Origin of the sequence: Selenomonas sp. oral taxon 138 str. F0429, from assembly GCF_000318175.2 — a bacterium.
Lineage (GTDB): Bacteria > Bacillota > Negativicutes > Selenomonadales > Selenomonadaceae > Centipeda > Centipeda timonae.
Genome location: NZ_KB290935.1, coordinates 42,481 through 60,409, shown reverse-complemented (window position 1 = coordinate 60,409; position 17,929 = coordinate 42,481). Strand labels below are relative to the sequence as shown.

Below are 17,929 nucleotides of genomic sequence, written 5' to 3'. Positions count from 1 at the left end.
GGGGAGGGGAACCGCGAAGCGGTGGAAGGGGCGCTTTCCGCACCAACACGAACAAAGGACTGCTGCACGAAGTCATTTTGACTCGTGCAGCAGCCCTGTTTTTCTCTTCGCGGACTTATTTCAGCTGTGCGAAGCGTGCGACGGCACGCGCTGTATTCTCGTGACTGTTGAAGGCGGTGAGGCGGAAGTAGCCCTCGCCGCAGGGACCGAAGCCCGTGCCGGGCGTGCCGACGATGTGCGCCTCGTGGAGGAGCTTGTCGAAGAAATCCCACGAGCGCATGCCATCTGGCGTCCGCAGCCAGATGTACGGCGCGTTGATGCCGCCGTATGCCTCAATGCCGACGGCGGAGAGCCCCCCTCGGATCATGCGCGCATTCTCCATGTAGTAGGCGATCATGTCCCTGATCTCCCGCTGACCCTCCTCCGTGTAGATGGCGGCGGCGGCGCGTTGGATGATGTACGCCGTGCCGTTGAACTTCGTCGTATGACGGCGGTTCCAGAGCGCGTTGAACGGATGGCGCGTCCCGTCGGCGGCGCGTCCCGTGAGTGCCTTCGGGACGACGGTGTAGCCGCAGCGCGTGCCCGTAAAGCCGGCCGTCTTGGAGAAGGAGCGGAACTCGATGGCGACCTCCTTTGCCCCGTCGATCTCGTAGATGGAGCGCGGCACATCCTCCTCGGTGATGTAGGCGGCGTAGGCGGCGTCAAAGAGGATGACGGCGTCGTTCTTCCGCGCATAGGCGACCCAGTCGGTGAGCGCCGCGCGCGAGAGCGTTGTGCCCGTCGGGTTGTTGGGGCAGCAGAGGTAGATCATATCGACGCGCTCCGTGGGAAGCGTGGGGGTAAAGTTGTTCTCCGCCGTGCAGGGGAGATAGGTGACGCCCGCAAACCGACCGTCCGCACCGAGCGCACCCGTCCGTCCCGCCATCACGTTCGTGTCGAGGTAGACGGGGTAGACGGGGTCGGTGACGGCAACGCGGCAGTCCGTGCCGAAGATCTCCTGGATGTTGCCGCAGTCGCTCTTGGAGCCGTCGCTGACGAAGATCTCGTCGGCGTCAATGGAGATGCCGCGCCGCCGATAGTTCGTCTCGCGTATCGCCTCGATCAGGAAATCATAGCCCTGCTCGGGGCCATACCCGCGAAAGGTTGCGGGCTCTGCCATCTCGTCGACGGCACGGTGCATGGCGTCGATCGAGACGCGGGGCAGCGGCAGGGTGACGTCGCCGATGCCGAGACGGATGATATCCGCATCCGCGTGTGCCTCTTTATAGGCAGCGACGCGGTGTGCAATCTCGGCGAAGAGGTAGCTGCCGGGGAGTTTCAGATAGTTCTCGTTGATGTTTGCCATAGAGTTCCTCTGTTCCGTCTGTTTTGATGTGCTGGTTCAGTATACCACGTTTTTGCAGCGAAAGGGGAGGCATGCCGCTGAATACATGAGCCGGGCGCGAAAAATCCCCCGCCTGCAGCGCTGCCGCGGACGAGGGATGTGTGCCGCACGGGGCGACTATTGCTTTAGTGATGGTGATCGACGCCGACCATGACGGACGTTGCCTTGATGACCGCGTACGCCTCCTTGCCGACCTCAAGACCGAGCTCGTTGATGGAGTTCAAGCTGATCGTCGCCGTGACGACGTCGCCGCCCTTCAGCTCGATGCCGACGATGCCGTTGACAGCACCCTTCTCGATGGAGACAACCTTGCCCTTGAGCTGATTGCGTGCACTGAGTTTCATATGTTTCCCTCCCTTGTTTTGTAGTAACTTATATAGTATAACACAAAAACCCTGAAAAACTCGTGATAAATATCACAAATTTCGCAGGGTTTTCAGAAGGCTGTTCTCAGCGCAGGAACACCACGTTGGTCGCGTCGAGGAAGCCGCTCGCACTGTTCTCGAGGAGGAGGCGGTTCGCATCGCCCGCCGAGAGGACGGGGTTCGCATTGTGATCGACGGAGACAGCGCGCAGACGCAGCGGATTCGCGCCCGCACGCGTGGCCTCTGCATCGCTGTGTGCGTAGGAAGCCATGCCGCTTGCGACGACCTTGTCAACGTCGAGGTTCTTGTAGCCGTAGATGGGCTGCCCGTTCTCCGCCTTGATGACAGGGCTCATGGCAGGGCGCAGTCCGAGTCCCGTGCAGTCGATGATGACGCCCGTGTAGCCGCCAACTGCCTGCCCCTTGGGGACGATCTCAGCAGAAGGTGTGGTTGCCGTCGGTGCAGCAGGCGTGAGCGGGGCGGCGGGTGTCACTGCCACTGCCGCAGGGGGCGTCGTCGGAGCCGTCGGTGTCACCACTGCTGGAGGCGTTGTCGGTGCTGTCGGCGTGGTCACCACTGCCGCGGGATGTGCCGGGCGCGTCGGCGTCGTCGTGATCGCAGGCGTTGTCTGCGCGGAGGGAACGGTCACTGCAGCGGTGGAGCCTGCTGCCATGGCGGCCTGCAGGATGGGGGAGGAGGAGGTTTGATTCTGTGTGCGCTCATAGGTGCCGTATCCTGTTGTATCATAGGGAACCGGCGTGTAGGGAGCATAGACGCTCTCGGGCGCTGCCCATGGTGCACGAGTCTCAATGCGCGTGAAGACAGTGCTTGCGAGGGAGCCGGTGCCGTAGACAGGAATCTCCATGGTGACAACGTACGAACCGTCGCGGCGTGCACTTTCGTCAATGATCTGCGCGCCCTGGATGAGTGCAGTGACATGCGTGCGGACGGTCGTGTTCATGAGTGTCATGTTTTCGACCGTGTTCACGGCATCGACATTCACGCCGTTGATCTGCTCGGCGAGCTGGCGATAGGCGTCGCTGAGTGCGGCGCGGCGTGCCAGTGCCTCTGCCTGTGAGCCGCGCGCATCCGCAGGGGCGATGCCAAGCCCCTCGACACGGATTTTGCCGCCGTCCCACTGAGCTGGCGCTGCACTGACATTCTGCGTGCCAATCGTGAGCGCGAGCATGAGCACAGCAAGAGCAATGGATTTTAAAATCTGCATAAATATTCCTCCTTTAAGTGTGCTTATTTATTGAATATCTCAAAAAAAAGATAGAGCAGCATAAGAATTTGATTAAAATTTAGTGAGACAGAAGCGATGAAAATGATTTGTCTTATTGCAAATAGGAATTATTTATACTATAATGAGCGAAGTGGCGGGAATACGCCCGCGCATTCAGTTGTTTTTGATGGGAGGATATGTAATGAAGAAAAAACTCTTGGCAGCGGCGCTTGGTGCGGCGATGGGGCTCGGTATGTATGCAGCACCGGCAGACGCACACGGTGTTTTCTTTGCGAACCGTGTCGACACGAAGGCTCTCGTGCTCGGCGAAGGTCCGCTTGACAATGCGTATGACCCGGCGTGTGTGCAGCGCATCGACGCCTACGACGTGAATTTCCAGCCGACGACGGTGGAGCGTGTCGACGGGGAAAAGAACATCACGATCGTGCCGGGCGAGGATCTCGGCGTGACGGCGACGTTCTTTGACTACGGCTATTTCGCTAAGACGACGGACGGCAAGGTGATCCCGACACGTGATTTCTCGGGCATCGAGAATCTCAAGGCCGTGACCTATGCTTACAAGTACAATGTGCACTACTGGAACGAGGCTGTGAAGCCGGCGGGCATCTACAATGTGCCGATCCAGATTGTGCCCGAGGTGAATCCGCTGACGCTGCGGCGCGGCGACACGCTGCAGCTGCGCATCTACAAGGATGGCGCGCCGTATGCGAATGCACCCGTGATCGCGGATGTGCTCGGCGACCTCACGAATGAAACGCAGGCCGATGCGAACGGCTATGTTACCGTGCGCATCGCGAACAACGGCCTCAACGTCATCGGCGTCGAGGTCGGCTTCCCGACGGACGATCCGATCGTGACGAAGAAGATCTTCAGCTCCCTCTCGTTCATCATCCCGGCAGAGTAAAATAGTATCGAACATAGAAAAGCGCAGCGGCTCGCGTCGCTGCGCTTTTTGTATGCGTATTTTCACATCGTAACCACCTCGGCACGGAGTTCAGCCCCGCAGGAGACGGGAGCTACCGCGTCACCGTCCGTGTGAAGGAGGAGAAGAGCGAGCATGTCCGTCTCTCCGTCAGCAACACGGGTTCGGAGTACACGGGCGACTGGCGCACATCGCTCACCTACCTCAATACGAATATCTCCGGCAATGCGGACACGTTTGGCGCGGCATTCGTCACCTCGCCGGGGCATTTCGGCGACGTGAAGGTCGGGGCACTCTCCTATCGGAAACTCATGCCGGAGTGGAACGGCGCGATCTCGGTCAGCGTTAGTCATGGACGCACAGGCATCGACAACTATCCCACGGGCACGAGCCTCTATGATCTCAATATCGGAGGCAAGAGCACGAACGTCGACCTGCACTATCAGCGTTTCCTCTCCTACACCTCGCGGAACAAGGATATCCTTGACTTCGGGATTGGCTACCGCAGCACGGAGAGCGACTACGGGTTCAGCTTTGGCGGGACGCCGATCAAGTTCGAAAACAACTACCGCGTCATCCTCGCTTCGGCGACCTACCTGCACAGCGAGCGCAAACCGAACAGCGTCTTCTCGTACAACGTGGGCGTTGCAACGAATATCAATGGGGATGCGGCAGACTATGAGCGCGTATCGCCGGGGTCAAATCGCCAGTTCAAACTCCTGCGCGCAGGCGTGAACTATCAGGCGCGCACGGCGGGCGACTGGATCGGCGCCGTACGCCTGAGTGGACAGTACACGAAGGATCACATCGTCCCCGCCGAGCAGATCGGTGCGGGCGGACAGATGAGCGTGCGCGGATTTGACGAGCGTGCGATCGGCGCGGACAAGGGATTTGTCGGCAGCATCGAGATCTACACGCCGGAGATCATGAAGCACACGCGACTCCTTGCCTTCACGGACTATGCACATCTCTCGAACAACCGCAGCGACAGGAACCGCAACCTGATCTTTGGCAGCGAGAGCATTGCGAGCGCAGGACTTGGCGTGCGCTACAGCGACGGGCAGTTCTCGCTCGCGCTCGACTACGCACGGATTCTGCGCGACGCGGACAAGGTGAACCTCAATGGGCAGAACAGCCGTCATTGGAACCTGACGGCGAGTGTGAACTTCTAAGGGCGTGCTCCCGATTAGGGGAAGCGAAGGCAGAAATTCATCTTGAAGGAACGAAAGGAAGGAACGGAATGAATCTTCGGAAGAAAATGCGCCGCAGCAGCCTTGCGGCACTCATCACACTCGCACTCACCAGCTCCGCACTCGCCATGCCGACGGGCGGCGAAGTCGTGGGCGGCAACCCTGACATTACCCTCAGCGGAGGCACATGGGATGCCGTTGCGAACAACGCAACCATCACGGCGACGAACGACGGTCAGATCAACTGGCAGGCATTCAACATCGCAAACGGTGAGACGCTGACTTTCAACATCGCGAGTAACAAGACCCTCGTCAACAATGTGACAGGATCACAGCTTTCCGACATCCTCGGCACAATGAATCAGACGGGTGGCGGAGATCTCGTGCTCGTCAACCCGAACGGCATTCATATCGGCGGGAACGCTGTGCTGAATGTTTCGGATATGACACTCTCTGCGCTTGGCATTGTCAAGGCGAACAACACGGAGCGCGTCCTACGGCAAAATGGTGAGGCTCCTATTACCATTGATGGGAACGCGGAGTTCAACGTCAGTAACCAACTCGATATCTTCGGCGGCAAGGTGAGCGTTGCAGACGGTGTCGTTTTCAATATGGGAGTTGTTGGCGGAACGAATGAGCCGATGCTCCAGATTAAGGCGGCGAACTCAGCGGCATGGACACTGAAGGACGGCGAGGATCTCACCGAGGAACTCGTCCACAATGCGGGCAACGATGTCGTCTTTAACGGCAAGGTCAATATGCTTGGTGGCAACCGCAGAGAGACCGAGATCGGCGGTGCAACAGTCTCTGCAACGGGAGCGAAGTTCCTCGGTGAGGAAGCGGAGACAACCATCTACGCTGCATCGAAGTTCAATGCGGATGAACGTGATACAGATGATGCGAAGGATGTCTTCACTGCGGACGTGACGGCAGCAAATAAAGTCTCCTTGGATGGTGTCACGGCAGAGGGCAAGTCCTTGCAGCTTGGCGGCGGCGTCATTGATGTCAAGAACAGCACGGCTGATGTCTATCGACTCGGGATGGAAGCTGTCGCGAGCTATCGATCAACCGGGAATGGTGCAGTGATGGATGATAAAAGTGCGCCCGACCGCACCATCAATATCGTAAACAGCATGCTAACGACGAATCAGGGCACGATCTACGGAGGCAAGATCACCGTCGCGGATGATGCAACAATTCGGATGGAAAGCGACGCGGGTCATGAAGCAGAAGTTATCATGATTGCGGGCAACCGCTTTAAGCGGCAACACGGTGATGATCATGGGAACGAGCTGCTTACCTATCGTGGCACACGGGGCAATGATCTCACGTTCCACGGAATGGTGAAGCATGAGACTGATGGGAAAGCATCGTTCGGTGTCGTGGGGTATACCGTCAATGCAGACCGTGCTAAGCTGCACGGGACAAGGACGGAGTTCTCGCTGAGTGCATTCAGCAAGTTCGACTACGACCAGACGGCGACAGATTGGAGGAGCTACTGGGGGAAAGCCGAGACGAGTGCTGCGAATACCTTGCAGGCGGATGGGTTGGACGTTCACACCAAGCGAGAGTTCTATGCGGATGGCGGCAGTGTCAGCCTCAAGAACAGCACAATCGCAACAGGCGGGTTTAATCTCTATGCGTTCACGCAGGATCGCGATGATGGCGACACGGATGTCGGCAATCGCGCCCATGAGCACAAGACAGCAGGCGTTGACAACGTCGTCCATCTGAAGAATGTCACGGTGACGCATCCTACGGGTGTGGACTACGACGGGACAAGAATCTTCGGCGGCAAGGTGACCATCGAGGACAGCAATCTTGGGGCAAATTCGTGGACGGATCTTTATGCAGGATCTTCGTTTGACCGTGTTTATTCGGGGCGCGGTGATCAAGAGGTCAAAGTAACCGTTACAAAGGACAACGAACTCGGTCTGTGGAAATCAGAGGTTGCCGCATACAATCTGAATCTCGGTGCGGGCAAGATCGGTGTATGGAAGGAGAGCGCGATTACAGCGACATCGGAGCTCAATGTCAACCCTGCTGCCATCGTTACGCGTACGGACAGCTCGGCCGCATCTCTGCTACGTGATGCGTCCTCCCATGTGAAGCTCGCGGGTACGGAGTCCACGGAGTTTATAGAGCAGGGAGCGGACAAACCCGCTCCACCCGTGCCGCAGCCGCCCGCACCGCCCGTGAACCCCGAAACACCGACGCTCTCGGAGGACGATCAGGCGAATATTGCCGAGGGCAATGCAAAGGCGCAGATTGCACTTACGGAGGCGACGCAGGAGGCACGCAGCGAAGTGCTGACCGAGACCATTGCAAAGCTGAATGAGAACGCAGCGACATCACGCCGCCAGACGGCAGGTGTCGTGGTCGGTGTCGTGCAGGCAATTGCCGAGAGCAGTACCCTGACGGACGCGGAGAAGACGGAGCTGCAGGTTGCAGTGCTGAACGCCTATGCACCCGTGCAGGAGGCAAAGGCAGGGCAGGACAACACTGTTTCCAGCGCAGTGGATGAGGCTGTCAGTGCGGTCGTAACGGCATCCGCCACTCCGGTCTATCCAGATGAAACTGAGGCGGAGGACGTCGTCTCCTTCGCGTAATAACGGTTTGTTCTGACGAAAAAGAAGCGGTCGCATCGTGCGGCCGCTTCTTTGTGTTGACATCTGTACGACTTCTGGTACAATGAATGCGAAAGGATGTGATTGTATGGTGGCGGTGAATTTCTCGGCGTTGCGCAGTAATCTGAAGACGTATTGTGACGCTGCGACGCGTGATGCGGAGACGATTGTTGTGACACGGCGCAATGAGGAGAATGTTGTTTTGATGAGCCTGGAGAGCTATAACAATCTGATGGAGAATGTCTTCCTGACGAGTGACCGCCGCAACTATGCGCATATTGTCGAGGGGATTGAGCAGCTGCGCGCGGGGCGCACGGTGATGAAGGATACGGCAGAACTGGAGCGCCTCTCCGATGAATAAGGTGTTCTCGGAGAATGCGTGGCGGGACTTCATGGAGTGGGTACAGGAGGATCGCAAGGTGGCGCGCAAGATTCACGAGCTGCTGACGGATATTGAGCGCAACGGTCACGATGGGCTAGGCAAGCCGGAGCAGCTGCGCCATGTGCTCGCGGGCTATTGGAGCCGTCGCATTACGCAAAAGGATCGGCTGATCTATACGTTCGACGAGAAAAATATCTATATTGCCGCCTGCAAGGGGCATTATGAGTAAGCGCGGAGCCATGGGATGAGGCTCCGCGCTTTTCACACAATATGATATTTCTTCCACGGGATCTGGTTTAGGCGGATACTGCTGAGAAAGTCTGCAATGTCTTTGCGTCCATAATATTGAGGCTTTCCGTCCTGCGTGAGGCTCATGAGGATGATCGGCATGCCGGGGAAGAAGCGCATGAGGGCGCGGCGTGTCTGTGTGGATTTGATGGTGTAGCGCGTTACTTCGGGCGCGACGTGGATGACGGCAAAGGTCACGCCCTTCTCGATGATGACGGCGCCTTCGATGGTCATGCTGCGCCTCCTTTCTGTATTTTGCCTATTCTAGCAGAGCCTATCGTCCAATACAATAATAAAATACCTCGGATAATTAAAATGATGTTGCGGAAAATGCAAGAAGCCCGTATAATATGCGATAAGGGGTATGAATCGCTTCATGGCTTTTTCATAGCCCGTCCTTATGATATTGACGGAAAATTTCAAAAAACTTTTCACTTATGTATACAGTTGTGGAAGGAAAAAGGATTTTTTCGTCGAATGTTGTTAAGGGTACTGATATTCAACGAAGACGGCGACCGGCGTAAGGCTCTGCGCCCAAGATGGTGCAGGGGCGGTTTTCTTGCGTTTCTTACGCCGCGGGACTGTCGGAGGAGGAATATGAAAGTCGTTTTATCGGTGTATCGGCGGCAGATCGTGTATGCGTTTGCGGCGGCTGTGCTCATCGGTGGGATCGCCCTGCTCGCTGCGGGTGAGATCACACTCATGGGTGGAGTCGCAGCAGGGGCGGCGGCTGCGGCGCTGTATTTCTGGCAGCTGGCGCAGCGCCTCATGCGTGCGGCGCGGCTGGGTGCGGCGGGAACGTCGCAGGTGCAGGTGGGGCTTGTACTGATGCTCGTGCTGATTGGTGCCGTTCTATGGGCGGCGACGACAGTGGGCGTGCACGATTTCTTCGCGGCAGTGGGAGGATTCCTCCTGATGCACGCGATCATGATGGTGCAGCTGATCGTGCGGACGATACGCGCCGATAGACGGAATCGCTGAAAGGCGGTTTCGACAGGTAACTGGGGGAGACCCCCCGAGGGAGGTAGAGGTTATGCACGAAATCGGTGTTCGCGAGGCAGTGCAGATCGCCGGATTTACCTTCAATTCGCAGACTCTGGTGATGACGTGGATTTCGATGGTCGTCGTCCTCTTCATCGGCTGGCTCGCAACGCGCAACCTCAGGGTTGTGCCGACATCGAACTGGCAGATGATGATGGAGACGGTGATCGAGGCACTGCATGACCAGGTCGAGGAGAATATGGGCCCGCGCGGGCGTGGATTCCTGTCCACGTTCATCGTGTCGCTGTTCCTGTTCCTCCTCGTGTCGAATTGGATCGGTCTGATTCCGACGATGGCATCGCCGACAAACGATCTGAACACCACATTGGGACTGGCTCTGCTGGTCATTGTCATGATGCACGTGCTGGGGCTTGCGGTGAAGGGGATGCACTATGTGGCGCATTTCTTCCAGCCGGTCGCACCGTTCATCATCATCAACATTGTCGAGGAGGTCGCGAAACCGATCACGCTGTCGTTTCGTCTATTCGGCAACATTCTGGCAGGTGAGATTCTCATTCACATCCTGCTGCAGCTTCTCGGGAATGGCTCCACCATCCCCTCGGTGATCTGGCTGGCGTTCAGTGTATTCGTCGGCATTGTGCAGGCGCTGGTCTTTACGATGCTCTCGACGGCGTACATCGGCGCTGCCATTAAGACCGATGACGGTCACTGATTTTTAAGGTTTTACGTGCGGCAAACGCACACCATCCAAGATTTTGTTCAATTGTTTAAGGAGGATCTTTTCATGGAAAACGCAATCATGGTCGCAGGCGCTCTTATCGGTGCGGGTCTCTGCTTTGGTCTTGCCGCGATCGGCGCGGGCATCGGTGACGGTCTTGTCACGGGCCGCTTCATCGAGGGTCTGGCACGTCAGCCGGAGGCGGGCGGCGTTCTCTTTACGCGTACGCTGATCTCGGTCGGTCTGATCGAGGCGCTTGCCATCATCGGCGTCGTTTTCGGCATCATCATGCTCTATGCAAATCCGCTGATTCACTAAGAAGAATGGATACGGATTTTGCAAAGGGGGCATAGGAATTGAGCGAAATTACGCAAGGGCTGATTGATCTCAACGGGACGCTGCCTGTCCAAATCATCAACTTCCTGATTCTCGTTGCACTCCTGCGCGCAGTGGCGTATAAGCCGATCGTCCGCATGATGGATGAGCGCAGAGCCAAGATCGCCGAGAGCATCGAAAAGGCGGACGCAGATGCGGCTGCTGCCGAGGCGATGCTGAACGAGTACAAGGCACAGCTCGCTGCCGCGCGCACAAAGGCACAGGAGATTGTTGATCTCGCCGAGAAGCGCGCCAGCGAGGATCGTGAGGCAAGACTGCAGGCGACGAAGCATGAGATCGAGCAGATGAAGAGGGCTGCAGAGCTGCAGATGGAGCGCGAGCGCGCCCATGCGGTTGAGCAGCTGAAGGCTGAGGTTGTCGCCCTGTCGCTCGCTGCGGCGGGCAAGATCATCCAGAAGAATCTGGAGGCGAAGGACAACGATGCCATCATTGGCGAGTTTATCGCAAAACTCGACGCAAACAAGATTGGTGATGCGCCATGCTGAACATGGAACTTGCACGCAAGTACGCACGCGCGATCTTTGAACTTGCCTGCGAGGACAATGCACTGCAGGAATACGGCGCGGATCTCGCGAAGGTGCAGCAGCTCTATCACGACTGCCCGGAGCTGAAGGCGTATCTCTGCAACCCGAACATCCAGCCGGAGGACAAGAAGTCCCTCCTGAAGGAGGTGTTCGAGGGCGGTGTGCGCGAGACGGTGCTGAACTTCCTCCTGCTGCTCATCGACAAGCGGCGCATGATGGTGTTCGACGCGATCAGCGCGATTTTCGGACAGCTCTCGAACGAGAAGCTTGGCATCGCCGTGGCGGATGTCACGACGGTGGAGCCTCTCGCACCCGCACAGCTGCAGGAGCTGACGGCAAAGCTCGAGAGCGTCACGGGCAAGCAGGTAACTCTACGCGAGCACCGCGATCCCTCGCTCATCGGCGGCGTGGTGGTGCGCATCGGCGACCGCCGCATCGACGGCAGCATCAAGGGACGTCTCGCAGCAATGACGGCAGAGTTAATGGCGAACTAGCGGGGTGACAGCGAAATATGAAAATGAATCCGGAAGAGATTACTTCCATTATCAAGGAACGAATCAAGAACTATGATGTCGATCTGAACGTCAACGACGTCGGCACGGTTCTTGAGGTCGGCGACGGTATTGCCCATATCTACGGGCTCGACAAGGCGATGGCAGGCGAGCTGCTGGACTTCGGCAACGAGGTCTACGGGCTCGTGCTGAACCTCGAGCAGGAGAGCGTCGGCGCGGTTCTGCTCGGCGGCGATACGGTCATCAAGGAAGGCGACACGGTGAAGCGCACGGGCCGCATCATGCAGGTGCCCGTGGGTGAGGCGATGATCGGCCGCGTTGTGGACGCGCTCGGTCGTCCGATCGACGGCAAGGGACCCATCGACACGAAGGAGTTCCGTCCGGTCGAGTCGCCGGCACCGGGCATTGCGGACCGCAAGAGCGTTCACGAGCCGCTGCAGACGGGTCTGAAGGCAATCGACGCGCTCGTCCCGATTGGACGCGGACAGCGCGAGCTCATCATCGGCGACCGCGGCACGGGCAAGACGGCAATCGCCGTCGATACGATTCTGAACCAGAAGGGGCAGAACTGTATCTGCGTCTACGTCGCCATCGGTCAGAAGGCATCGACGGTCGCGCGCGTCGTCAAGACGCTCGAGGACGGCGGTGCGATGGAGTACACCATCGTCGTTGCCGCAACGGCTGCGGACAGCGCACCGCTGCAGTACCTCGCACCGTATGCGGGCGTTGCGATGGCGGAGTACTTCATGTACAAGGGCGGTCATGCGCTCTGCGTCTATGATGATCTCTCCAAGCACGCGGCTGCGTACCGCGCAATGTCGCTGCTGCTCCGCCGTCCGCCCGGACGCGAGGCATACCCCGGAGACGTGTTCTACTTACACTCCCGCCTCCTCGAGCGCGCGGCGAAGCTCTCCGACGCACTCGGTGCAGGCTCCATCACGGCACTGCCGATCATCGAGACGCTCGCGGGCGATCTCTCGGCGTACATTCCGACAAACGTCATCTCGATTACCGACGGTCAGATCATGCTGGACACCGACTCGTTCTACTCGGGCATCCGCCCGGCGATCAGCGTCGGTCTCTCGGTCTCCCGTGTCGGAGGTTCGGCGCAGATCAAGGCGATGAAGCAGGTCGCAGGCACGATGCGTCTCGATCTGGCGCAGTACCGCGAGCTCGCGGCATTCGCGCAGTTCGGCTCGGATCTCGACAAGGCGACGAAGGCGCAGCTCGACCGCGGCGCACGCATGGTCGAGACGCTGAAGCAGGCGCAGTACAGCCCGCTCTCCGTTGCCGAGCAGGTGCTTGTCATCTTCACGGCGGTGCGCGGACACCTCACGGACATCCCCGTGAACAAGGTCGTCACGTTCCACACGGACTTCCTCAAGTTTATGCGTTCCTCGCATCCCGAGATCGCGTCGGCGATCACGTCGCAGCAGAAGCTCGACGATGCGCTTGAGGCGGACATCACGAAGGCGATTGCGGAGTTCAAGGACACCATCTCCTACAAAGAAGCGTAAAGGAGAGGTGACTGTATATGGCAAATTTACAGGACATCCGTCGGCGCATCCGCAGCGTCAAGAGCATCCAGCAGATCACAAACGCCATGGACATGGTCGCGACCTCGCGTCTGCGCCGTGCCAAGGAAGCGGCGAACAACAACCGTCCCTACGCCGAGAAGACCGCTGCGGTCATTCGGAGCGTGGCGGCGGCGGCAAGCGGTGTCTCGCATCCGCTGCTCGAAAAGCACAGTGAGGGCAAGCGTCTGATCCTCGTGATGGCGGCGGACAAAGGCCTCGCGGGTGCGTATTCCAGCAATGCTCTCAAGACGGCGATGACGCTCGTCGAGGACAAGGCGAACACGCAGATCGTCGCGGTTGGGCGCAAGTCACGCGATTTCTTCAAGAACCGCGGCTTTGATATCGTGCACCAGCATGTCGGCATCAGTGAGCGCCCGAAGGCGCGCAATGCGCAGAAGCTGGCACGGGTTCTCATCAGCGCGTTTGAAGAGGGCGGCGTGAAAGAAGTCTACATGGTCTACACACGCTTTGTGTCGGCGATCACCTGCGTGCCCGAGATCGTAAAGCTCCTCCCCTTTGAGGCAGAGAGCGAAAACGCGGCGCACGCGCAGGCACAGTACATCTATGAGCCGAATGCCGAGGAGGTGCTCGGGGCGCTGCTGCCGCAGTACCTGTTCACCACCATCTATGCGGCGCTCCTCCAGTCGGCGGCGAGCGAACTGAGTTCACGCATGAACGCAATGAGCAACGCGACCGACAACGCAGGCGAACTCATCGGGAAGCTCGACCTCTTCTACAACAAGGTACGTCAGGCGGGCATCACGAACGAGATCAACGAGATTGTCGGCGGCGCCGAGGCACTCAAGTGACATCCATGCACAATGGGTACATGGAGGTAAGGAGGTTTTCCATTGGCAAAAGGTAAAGTCGTACAGGTCATTGGACCTGTCGTAGATATTGAGTTTCCGGCGGGCGAACTGCCGGAGATTCTGAACGCCATCAAGGTCACGGGCAAGGCAGCCGACCAGGAGATCAATCTCACGGTCGAGGTCATGCAGCATCTCGGCGACAGCGTCACGCGCTGCATCGCCATGAGCTCCACCGACGGCCTGATGCGCGGCATGGAGGCCGACGATACGGGCGCACCGATCAAGGTGCCCGTCGGCGAGGCGACCCTCGGACGCGTCTTCAACGTCCTCGGCGAGCCGGTTGACCACAACCCCGAGCCCGTCGGCAACAAGGAGAGCTGGCCGATTCACCGTCCCGCACCGAAGTTCGACGATCAGGAGACATCGACCCAGATCCTCGAGACGGGCATCAAGGTCGTCGATCTGATCGCTCCGTACTCGCGCGGCGGAAAGATCGGACTCTTCGGCGGCGCAGGCGTCGGCAAGACCGTTCTCATCATGGAGCTCATCCACAACATCGCGACCGAGCACGGCGGCTACTCCGTCTTTGCGGGTGTCGGCGAGCGTACGCGTGAGGGCAATGACCTCTGGTCGGAGATGACCGAGTCGGGCGTTATCGACAAGACCGCGCTCGTCTACGGTCAGATGAACGAGCCGCCCGGAGCGCGTATGCGCGTGGCACTGACGGGTCTGACGATGGCGGAGTACTTCCGCGACGTGCAGGGTCAGGACGTGCTGCTCTTCGTTGACAACATCTTCCGCTTCATCCAGGCCGGTTCCGAGGTCTCGGCTCTGCTCGGACGTATGCCGTCCGCCGTTGGCTACCAGCCGACGCTGACGACCGACGTCGGCGCACTGCAGGAGCGTATCACCACGACGAAGAAGGGCTCGATCACATCCGTTCAGGCGGTCTACGTCCCTGCGGACGACCTGACCGACCCCGCACCGGCTGCGACGTTCACCCATCTGGATGCGACCACGGTTCTCTCGCGTCAGATCGCCGAGCTCGGCATCTACCCCGCCGTCGATCCGCTCGACTCAACCTCGCGTATCCTCGACCCGCACGTCATCGGGCAGGAGCACTACGAGGTCGCGCGCGGTGTACAGGCGGTGCTCCAGAAGTACAAGGAGCTGCAGGACATCATCGCCATCCTCGGCATGGAGGAACTCTCCGACGAGGATAAGCTGACCGTCTCGCGTGCGCGCAAGATCCAGCGTTTCCTCTCGCAGCCGTTCGCGGTCGCAGAGGTCTTTACGGGATCGCCCGGTAAGTACGTTGCACTGAAGGACACGATCCGCGGCTTCCGCGAGATCCTCGACGGCAAGTACGACGAACTTCCCGAGGCTGCCTTCTACATGGTCGGCGGCATCGAAGAGGCGATCGAAAAGGCGAAGAAGCTCAAAGAGGAGGAGTAACGGATGGCGACCATCAAGCTGGAGATTGTATCTCCCGACCGCATGGTCTACGCCGCCGATATCGACATGCTCATCGCCCGCTCCACGGGCGGCGAGATCGGCATCCTGCCGAAGCACATCCCCCTCGTCACGGGACTTCAGCCGCATGCCATGAAGATTCATGTCGACGCCAAGGAACAGCTCATCGCTGTGGCGGGCGGCTTCATGGAGGTCACACCCGAGAAGATCACCGTTCTCGCAACCGCTGCGGAGGAGCCGATCGACATCGACATCAACCGCGCACAGCGTGCCTACGAGCGCGCACAGGAACGCCTGCGTCTCCTGCGCGAGAGCCCTGAGACAGAGGGAAGCATCATCGACGAACAGCGTGCCTCCCTCGCTCTTAAGCGCGCCGCAGCGCGTCTGCAGACCGCAAAGGCACAGACGCCCGGAGCGTAAGACTTGGAATGGAAACGCCCCAACCGCATTGGTTGGGGCGTTTTTGTGCGTTGCTGTCGAATGATTGCAATTTCATCCATGTTCTGATGCTCAAAAACTATGAGCTTGCTCCTTGCTGCAGGGGATCTTCGCCGTATTGATTTTTTCCCGCAGTACCTTTCTTTACCGCACAGTAGAACCAAAAACCGGACTGTACATACGACAAAATCCGAAGGACATGCTCATCATCAATCGGGAGAGATATGATACCAACAATTAAAATGAGGCGTGCCGCACCCGGGCCATGCCCCATGTCTTCCAAACGGCGGGCAGCGATACAATAATTCGCGATCTGGAAAACAAATGCGGTTACCATTGACAGAACTTCAAATGGCTTCGTGTCATCGAGCACGGCAAAAAGCAAGAAAAAGCAAGGGAACGCCAGACCCGCTAACGCAAATGATCTCTTGATAAATCTCTTTCGATTCAAACGCCCATGAAGCTTGAAAAAATTCTCTATAATGCCCTCGTCCGGTTTGCGCGGAGTGCCGCTCATTTGTGTGTGCACCTCAGGTGTGGCAATCGCTGAGCCGCACGCCCGACAATACTTTGCGCCGTCCTCAACAGGATTTCCGCAATCTTTGCAGAACATTTTCCATCGACTCCTTCATGCCTCAATTGTATATCTATTAGGAATCACCGATAAACTGTTATTCCGTACAAATTCGGTCAGCTTCGCACACTCGTCCTCGGTGAAGCCTCTGTACTTCGTGCAGACAATGCTCGGAAGCAGGAACTCCGCCGTCTCAAAGCCGTGTTCCTGCGCGCTCTCCATGTGTACGAGAATGCTCTCACCTTTTGGGGCAGAGCAGTGAATATCCGAAAACGTCGTGACAATGCCGTCAATGGTGCTGTAGTAGTGTTTCATAATGACGCCTCCTTATAGAAAGTATACGTCAGACCGTGTTTTCGGTCAATAGATTCAATGAGACAGAAGTATTATAGACGGAGCACACTGAATATGCTATGATGAACCCCATACCGTCCACAGAAAGGAGGCATCTATGAATCTTGCCAACTACCGCACGTCCATCATTCTTGCCGTCACGTTTACGCTCCTGCTCTCAACGTTCTGGTTCTATCAGGACTTTGCGTTCATCATCTTCCTCTCACTGCTCCTGCAGCTCCTCCTAAAGCCCGCTGTGGACTTCATGGAGGCACGACGGATGCCGCGCTCGATTGCGTCGGCAATCGCCATCATCGCCTTCATCCTCGTGCTCGCCGCACTCGCGAGCATCATCTCGCGCTCCGTCCTTCCATCCTTTCAGCAGTTCGTCGCGGAGCTGCCGACCATCGGTCAGAGCCTGCAGCAGCTTCCCTTTCTCTCGGACACCGACTTCGTCCAAGATGAGTTCGTGAACATCCTCGACCGTCTACGCAGCGTCGGCGCAGAGCTGCTGCGCGCCTCGCTCTCCTTTCTCCTTGTTGCATTCGGGAAGGTCATCGACTTTGTCATCATCATTTTCGTATCGTTCTATCTTCTGAAGGATGGTCTCACGATCAAACTCTGGCTCGCGGATCTCTTTCCGCACACCGCGCGGCGGCGTGTCCTCCGCCTCTTTGACACCCTGCTCATCGCACTGCGCGCCTACATTTGTAGTCAGATTGTCATGTGTGTTATCACGGGCGTTGTCGTCTTCGCTTATTTCAAACTGATGGGGCTGCCGTATGCCTCGGTCTTTGCCCTGCTGTCGGGCGTCAGCGAGTTTGTCCCCGTGCTGGGACCCACCGTCGCCTCGACCCTCGGCACGCTCATGACCGCCTCAGCAATGCGCGAACTCACCGTGCAGACTGCACTCTTCTACGTCGCGCTTACGCAGGTCAACCACAACATCGTCTATCCCGCCCTCGTCGGCAAAAGCCTCCACCTCCACCCCGTCGCCGTCATCCTCGGTGTCGTCTTCGGCGGCGAAATCCTCGGCGCGGCGGGCATGTTCCTCGCCGTTCCCTTCATCGTCATCATCAAGATTGTGATCACCGACATCTACCGCGACCGCAGGGAGATGCAGAGTGCGGAGGAGGAGTGACCCGATGTGGGAAAGCCGCCGGCTTTGC

The 17,929-nt window shown here is 58.2% G+C and carries 20 protein-coding genes and 1 pseudogene; 15 read left to right on the top strand and 6 right to left on the bottom strand.

From position 1 onward, the window contains the following. Positions 1 to 115: 115 nt before the first annotated feature. From HMPREF9163_RS04730 to HMPREF9163_RS04720, 3 genes are all read right to left on the bottom strand, one after another. Positions 116 to 1,345, bottom strand: coding sequence for an LL-diaminopimelate aminotransferase (locus HMPREF9163_RS04730; protein WP_009440542.1), 1,230 nt, complete (start codon positions 1,343 to 1,345; stop codon positions 116 to 118). Between the two features lie 164 nt (positions 1,346 to 1,509). Beyond that, the gene (locus HMPREF9163_RS04725; protein ID WP_009440541.1) at positions 1,510 to 1,728 is read right to left on the bottom strand and encodes a molybdopterin-binding protein; all 219 of its coding nucleotides are present in this window, start codon (positions 1,726 to 1,728) and stop codon (positions 1,510 to 1,512) included. A 106-nt stretch (positions 1,729 to 1,834) separates the two neighbouring features. Further along, on the bottom strand, positions 1,835 to 2,974 hold the full coding sequence (locus HMPREF9163_RS04720; RefSeq protein ID WP_009440540.1) for an LPP20 family lipoprotein: 1,140 nt from the start codon (positions 2,972 to 2,974) through the stop codon (positions 1,835 to 1,837). Positions 2,975 to 3,176: 202 nt separating this feature from the next. On the opposite strand from HMPREF9163_RS04720, the gene HMPREF9163_RS04715 reads away from it, so the two are divergent. From HMPREF9163_RS04715 to HMPREF9163_RS04695, 5 genes and pseudogenes are all read left to right on the top strand, one after another. Beyond that, the gene (locus HMPREF9163_RS04715) at positions 3,177 to 3,899 is read left to right on the top strand and encodes a DUF4198 domain-containing protein (RefSeq protein ID WP_037346097.1); all 723 of its coding nucleotides are present in this window, start codon (positions 3,177 to 3,179) and stop codon (positions 3,897 to 3,899) included. Between the two features lie 128 nt (positions 3,900 to 4,027). Beyond that, positions 4,028 to 5,089: pseudogene (locus HMPREF9163_RS04710) on the top strand (ShlB/FhaC/HecB family hemolysin secretion/activation protein); the annotation flags it as partial. A 68-nt stretch (positions 5,090 to 5,157) separates the two neighbouring features. Then, positions 5,158 to 7,716 carry a filamentous hemagglutinin N-terminal domain-containing protein gene (locus tag HMPREF9163_RS04705; RefSeq protein ID WP_009440537.1) on the top strand — a complete coding sequence of 853 codons (2,559 nt, stop codon included), beginning with the start codon at positions 5,158 to 5,160 and terminating at the stop codon, positions 7,714 to 7,716. Positions 7,717 to 7,822: 106 nt separating this feature from the next. After that, positions 7,823 to 8,095 (top strand): type II toxin-antitoxin system Phd/YefM family antitoxin, encoded by a 273-nt coding sequence (locus HMPREF9163_RS04700; protein ID WP_009440536.1) that lies wholly within the window; start codon positions 7,823 to 7,825, stop codon positions 8,093 to 8,095. Continuing rightward, positions 8,088 to 8,345 carry a Txe/YoeB family addiction module toxin gene (locus HMPREF9163_RS04695; RefSeq protein ID WP_009440535.1) on the top strand — a complete coding sequence of 86 codons (258 nt, stop codon included), beginning with the start codon at positions 8,088 to 8,090 and terminating at the stop codon, positions 8,343 to 8,345. Before HMPREF9163_RS04700 ends, HMPREF9163_RS04695 begins: the two co-directional genes overlap by 8 nt. Positions 8,346 to 8,377: 32 nt before the next feature. Here HMPREF9163_RS04695 and HMPREF9163_RS04690 read toward each other — a convergent pair whose 3' ends face one another. Then, a complete protein-coding gene (locus HMPREF9163_RS04690; protein ID WP_009440534.1) occupies positions 8,378 to 8,638 on the bottom strand; it encodes a hypothetical protein in 261 nt (86 codons plus the stop codon). A gap of 363 nt (positions 8,639 to 9,001) precedes the next feature. Here HMPREF9163_RS04690 and HMPREF9163_RS04685 point away from each other — a divergent pair, with 363 nt between their 5' ends. The 9 genes from HMPREF9163_RS04685 to HMPREF9163_RS04645 all read left to right on the top strand — a co-directional run bounded on the left by HMPREF9163_RS04685 (position 9,002) and on the right by HMPREF9163_RS04645 (position 15,835). After that, the gene (locus HMPREF9163_RS04685) at positions 9,002 to 9,385 is read left to right on the top strand and encodes a hypothetical protein (RefSeq protein ID WP_037346093.1); all 384 of its coding nucleotides are present in this window, start codon (positions 9,002 to 9,004) and stop codon (positions 9,383 to 9,385) included. A gap of 52 nt (positions 9,386 to 9,437) precedes the next feature. Next, complete coding sequence (gene atpB / locus HMPREF9163_RS04680) at positions 9,438 to 10,118, top strand: F0F1 ATP synthase subunit A (RefSeq protein ID WP_009440532.1); 681 nt, start codon at positions 9,438 to 9,440, stop codon at positions 10,116 to 10,118. Between the two features lie 72 nt (positions 10,119 to 10,190). Then, the gene (gene atpE / locus HMPREF9163_RS04675; protein ID WP_006690454.1) at positions 10,191 to 10,442 is read left to right on the top strand and encodes a F0F1 ATP synthase subunit C; all 252 of its coding nucleotides are present in this window, start codon (positions 10,191 to 10,193) and stop codon (positions 10,440 to 10,442) included. A gap of 38 nt (positions 10,443 to 10,480) precedes the next feature. Next, positions 10,481 to 11,005, top strand: coding sequence for a F0F1 ATP synthase subunit B (atpF, locus tag HMPREF9163_RS04670; protein WP_009440529.1), 525 nt, complete (start codon positions 10,481 to 10,483; stop codon positions 11,003 to 11,005). Further along, positions 10,999 to 11,538 (top strand): F0F1 ATP synthase subunit delta, encoded by a 540-nt coding sequence (locus HMPREF9163_RS04665; RefSeq protein WP_009440528.1) that lies wholly within the window; start codon positions 10,999 to 11,001, stop codon positions 11,536 to 11,538. The genes atpF and HMPREF9163_RS04665 overlap by 7 nt, the downstream gene beginning before the upstream one ends. Before the next feature lie 17 nt (positions 11,539 to 11,555). Beyond that, positions 11,556 to 13,073 (top strand): F0F1 ATP synthase subunit alpha, encoded by a 1,518-nt coding sequence (gene atpA / locus HMPREF9163_RS04660; RefSeq protein ID WP_009440527.1) that lies wholly within the window; start codon positions 11,556 to 11,558, stop codon positions 13,071 to 13,073. 17 nt (positions 13,074 to 13,090) lie between these two features. Beyond that, entirely contained in the window at positions 13,091 to 13,942 is an 852-nt protein-coding gene (gene atpG, locus HMPREF9163_RS04655; protein WP_009440526.1) for an ATP synthase F1 subunit gamma, read from the top strand. A 42-nt stretch (positions 13,943 to 13,984) separates the two neighbouring features. Continuing rightward, positions 13,985 to 15,397 (top strand): F0F1 ATP synthase subunit beta, encoded by a 1,413-nt coding sequence (gene atpD / locus HMPREF9163_RS04650; protein WP_009440525.1) that lies wholly within the window; start codon positions 13,985 to 13,987, stop codon positions 15,395 to 15,397. Positions 15,398 to 15,400: 3 nt separating this feature from the next. Continuing rightward, positions 15,401 to 15,835: a F0F1 ATP synthase subunit epsilon gene (locus HMPREF9163_RS04645; protein WP_009440524.1), complete on the top strand. Its 435-nt coding sequence runs from the start codon at positions 15,401 to 15,403 to the stop codon at positions 15,833 to 15,835. 97 nt (positions 15,836 to 15,932) lie between these two features. Here HMPREF9163_RS04645 and HMPREF9163_RS04640 read toward each other — a convergent pair whose 3' ends face one another. Beyond that, positions 15,933 to 16,466 carry a DUF805 domain-containing protein gene (locus HMPREF9163_RS04640; RefSeq protein WP_037346088.1) on the bottom strand — a complete coding sequence of 178 codons (534 nt, stop codon included), beginning with the start codon at positions 16,464 to 16,466 and terminating at the stop codon, positions 15,933 to 15,935. Positions 16,467 to 16,481: 15 nt separating this feature from the next. After that, positions 16,482 to 16,742 (bottom strand): hypothetical protein, encoded by a 261-nt coding sequence (locus tag HMPREF9163_RS04635; protein WP_009440522.1) that lies wholly within the window; start codon positions 16,740 to 16,742, stop codon positions 16,482 to 16,484. A 136-nt stretch (positions 16,743 to 16,878) separates the two neighbouring features. Here HMPREF9163_RS04635 and HMPREF9163_RS04630 point away from each other — a divergent pair, with 136 nt between their 5' ends. Next, positions 16,879 to 17,901: an AI-2E family transporter gene (locus HMPREF9163_RS04630; protein ID WP_009440521.1), complete on the top strand. Its 1,023-nt coding sequence runs from the start codon at positions 16,879 to 16,881 to the stop codon at positions 17,899 to 17,901. Positions 17,902 to 17,929: the final 28 nt, after the last annotated feature.

What these genes read in the sequence shown, in the direction of transcription:
- HMPREF9163_RS04730 (WP_009440542.1), bottom strand. Translation starts at nt 1,345, where the DNA reads ATGGCAAACATCAACGAGAACTATCTGAAACTCCCCGGCAGCTACCTC.
- HMPREF9163_RS04725 (WP_009440541.1), bottom strand. Translation starts at nt 1,728, where the DNA reads ATGAAACTCAGTGCACGCAATCAGCTCAAGGGCAAGGTTGTCTCCATC.
- HMPREF9163_RS04720 (WP_009440540.1), bottom strand. Translation starts at nt 2,974, where the DNA reads ATGCAGATTTTAAAATCCATTGCTCTTGCTGTGCTCATGCTCGCGCTC.
- HMPREF9163_RS04715 (WP_037346097.1), top strand. Translation starts at nt 3,177, where the DNA reads ATGAAGAAAAAACTCTTGGCAGCGGCGCTTGGTGCGGCGATGGGGCTC.
- HMPREF9163_RS04705 (WP_009440537.1), top strand. Translation starts at nt 5,158, where the DNA reads ATGAATCTTCGGAAGAAAATGCGCCGCAGCAGCCTTGCGGCACTCATC.
- HMPREF9163_RS04700 (WP_009440536.1), top strand. Translation starts at nt 7,823, where the DNA reads ATGGTGGCGGTGAATTTCTCGGCGTTGCGCAGTAATCTGAAGACGTAT.
- HMPREF9163_RS04695 (WP_009440535.1), top strand. Translation starts at nt 8,088, where the DNA reads ATGAATAAGGTGTTCTCGGAGAATGCGTGGCGGGACTTCATGGAGTGG.
- HMPREF9163_RS04690 (WP_009440534.1), bottom strand. Translation starts at nt 8,638, where the DNA reads ATGACCATCGAAGGCGCCGTCATCATCGAGAAGGGCGTGACCTTTGCC.
- HMPREF9163_RS04685 (WP_037346093.1), top strand. Translation starts at nt 9,002, where the DNA reads ATGAAAGTCGTTTTATCGGTGTATCGGCGGCAGATCGTGTATGCGTTT.
- atpB (WP_009440532.1), top strand. Translation starts at nt 9,438, where the DNA reads ATGCACGAAATCGGTGTTCGCGAGGCAGTGCAGATCGCCGGATTTACC.
- atpE (WP_006690454.1), top strand. Translation starts at nt 10,191, where the DNA reads ATGGAAAACGCAATCATGGTCGCAGGCGCTCTTATCGGTGCGGGTCTC.
- HMPREF9163_RS04665 (WP_009440528.1), top strand. Translation starts at nt 10,999, where the DNA reads ATGCTGAACATGGAACTTGCACGCAAGTACGCACGCGCGATCTTTGAA.
- atpA (WP_009440527.1), top strand. Translation starts at nt 11,556, where the DNA reads ATGAAAATGAATCCGGAAGAGATTACTTCCATTATCAAGGAACGAATC.
- atpG (WP_009440526.1), top strand. Translation starts at nt 13,091, where the DNA reads ATGGCAAATTTACAGGACATCCGTCGGCGCATCCGCAGCGTCAAGAGC.
- HMPREF9163_RS04645 (WP_009440524.1), top strand. Translation starts at nt 15,401, where the DNA reads ATGGCGACCATCAAGCTGGAGATTGTATCTCCCGACCGCATGGTCTAC.
- HMPREF9163_RS04640 (WP_037346088.1), bottom strand. Translation starts at nt 16,466, where the DNA reads ATGTTCTGCAAAGATTGCGGAAATCCTGTTGAGGACGGCGCAAAGTAT.
- HMPREF9163_RS04635 (WP_009440522.1), bottom strand. Translation starts at nt 16,742, where the DNA reads ATGAAACACTACTACAGCACCATTGACGGCATTGTCACGACGTTTTCG.
- HMPREF9163_RS04630 (WP_009440521.1), top strand. Translation starts at nt 16,879, where the DNA reads ATGAATCTTGCCAACTACCGCACGTCCATCATTCTTGCCGTCACGTTT.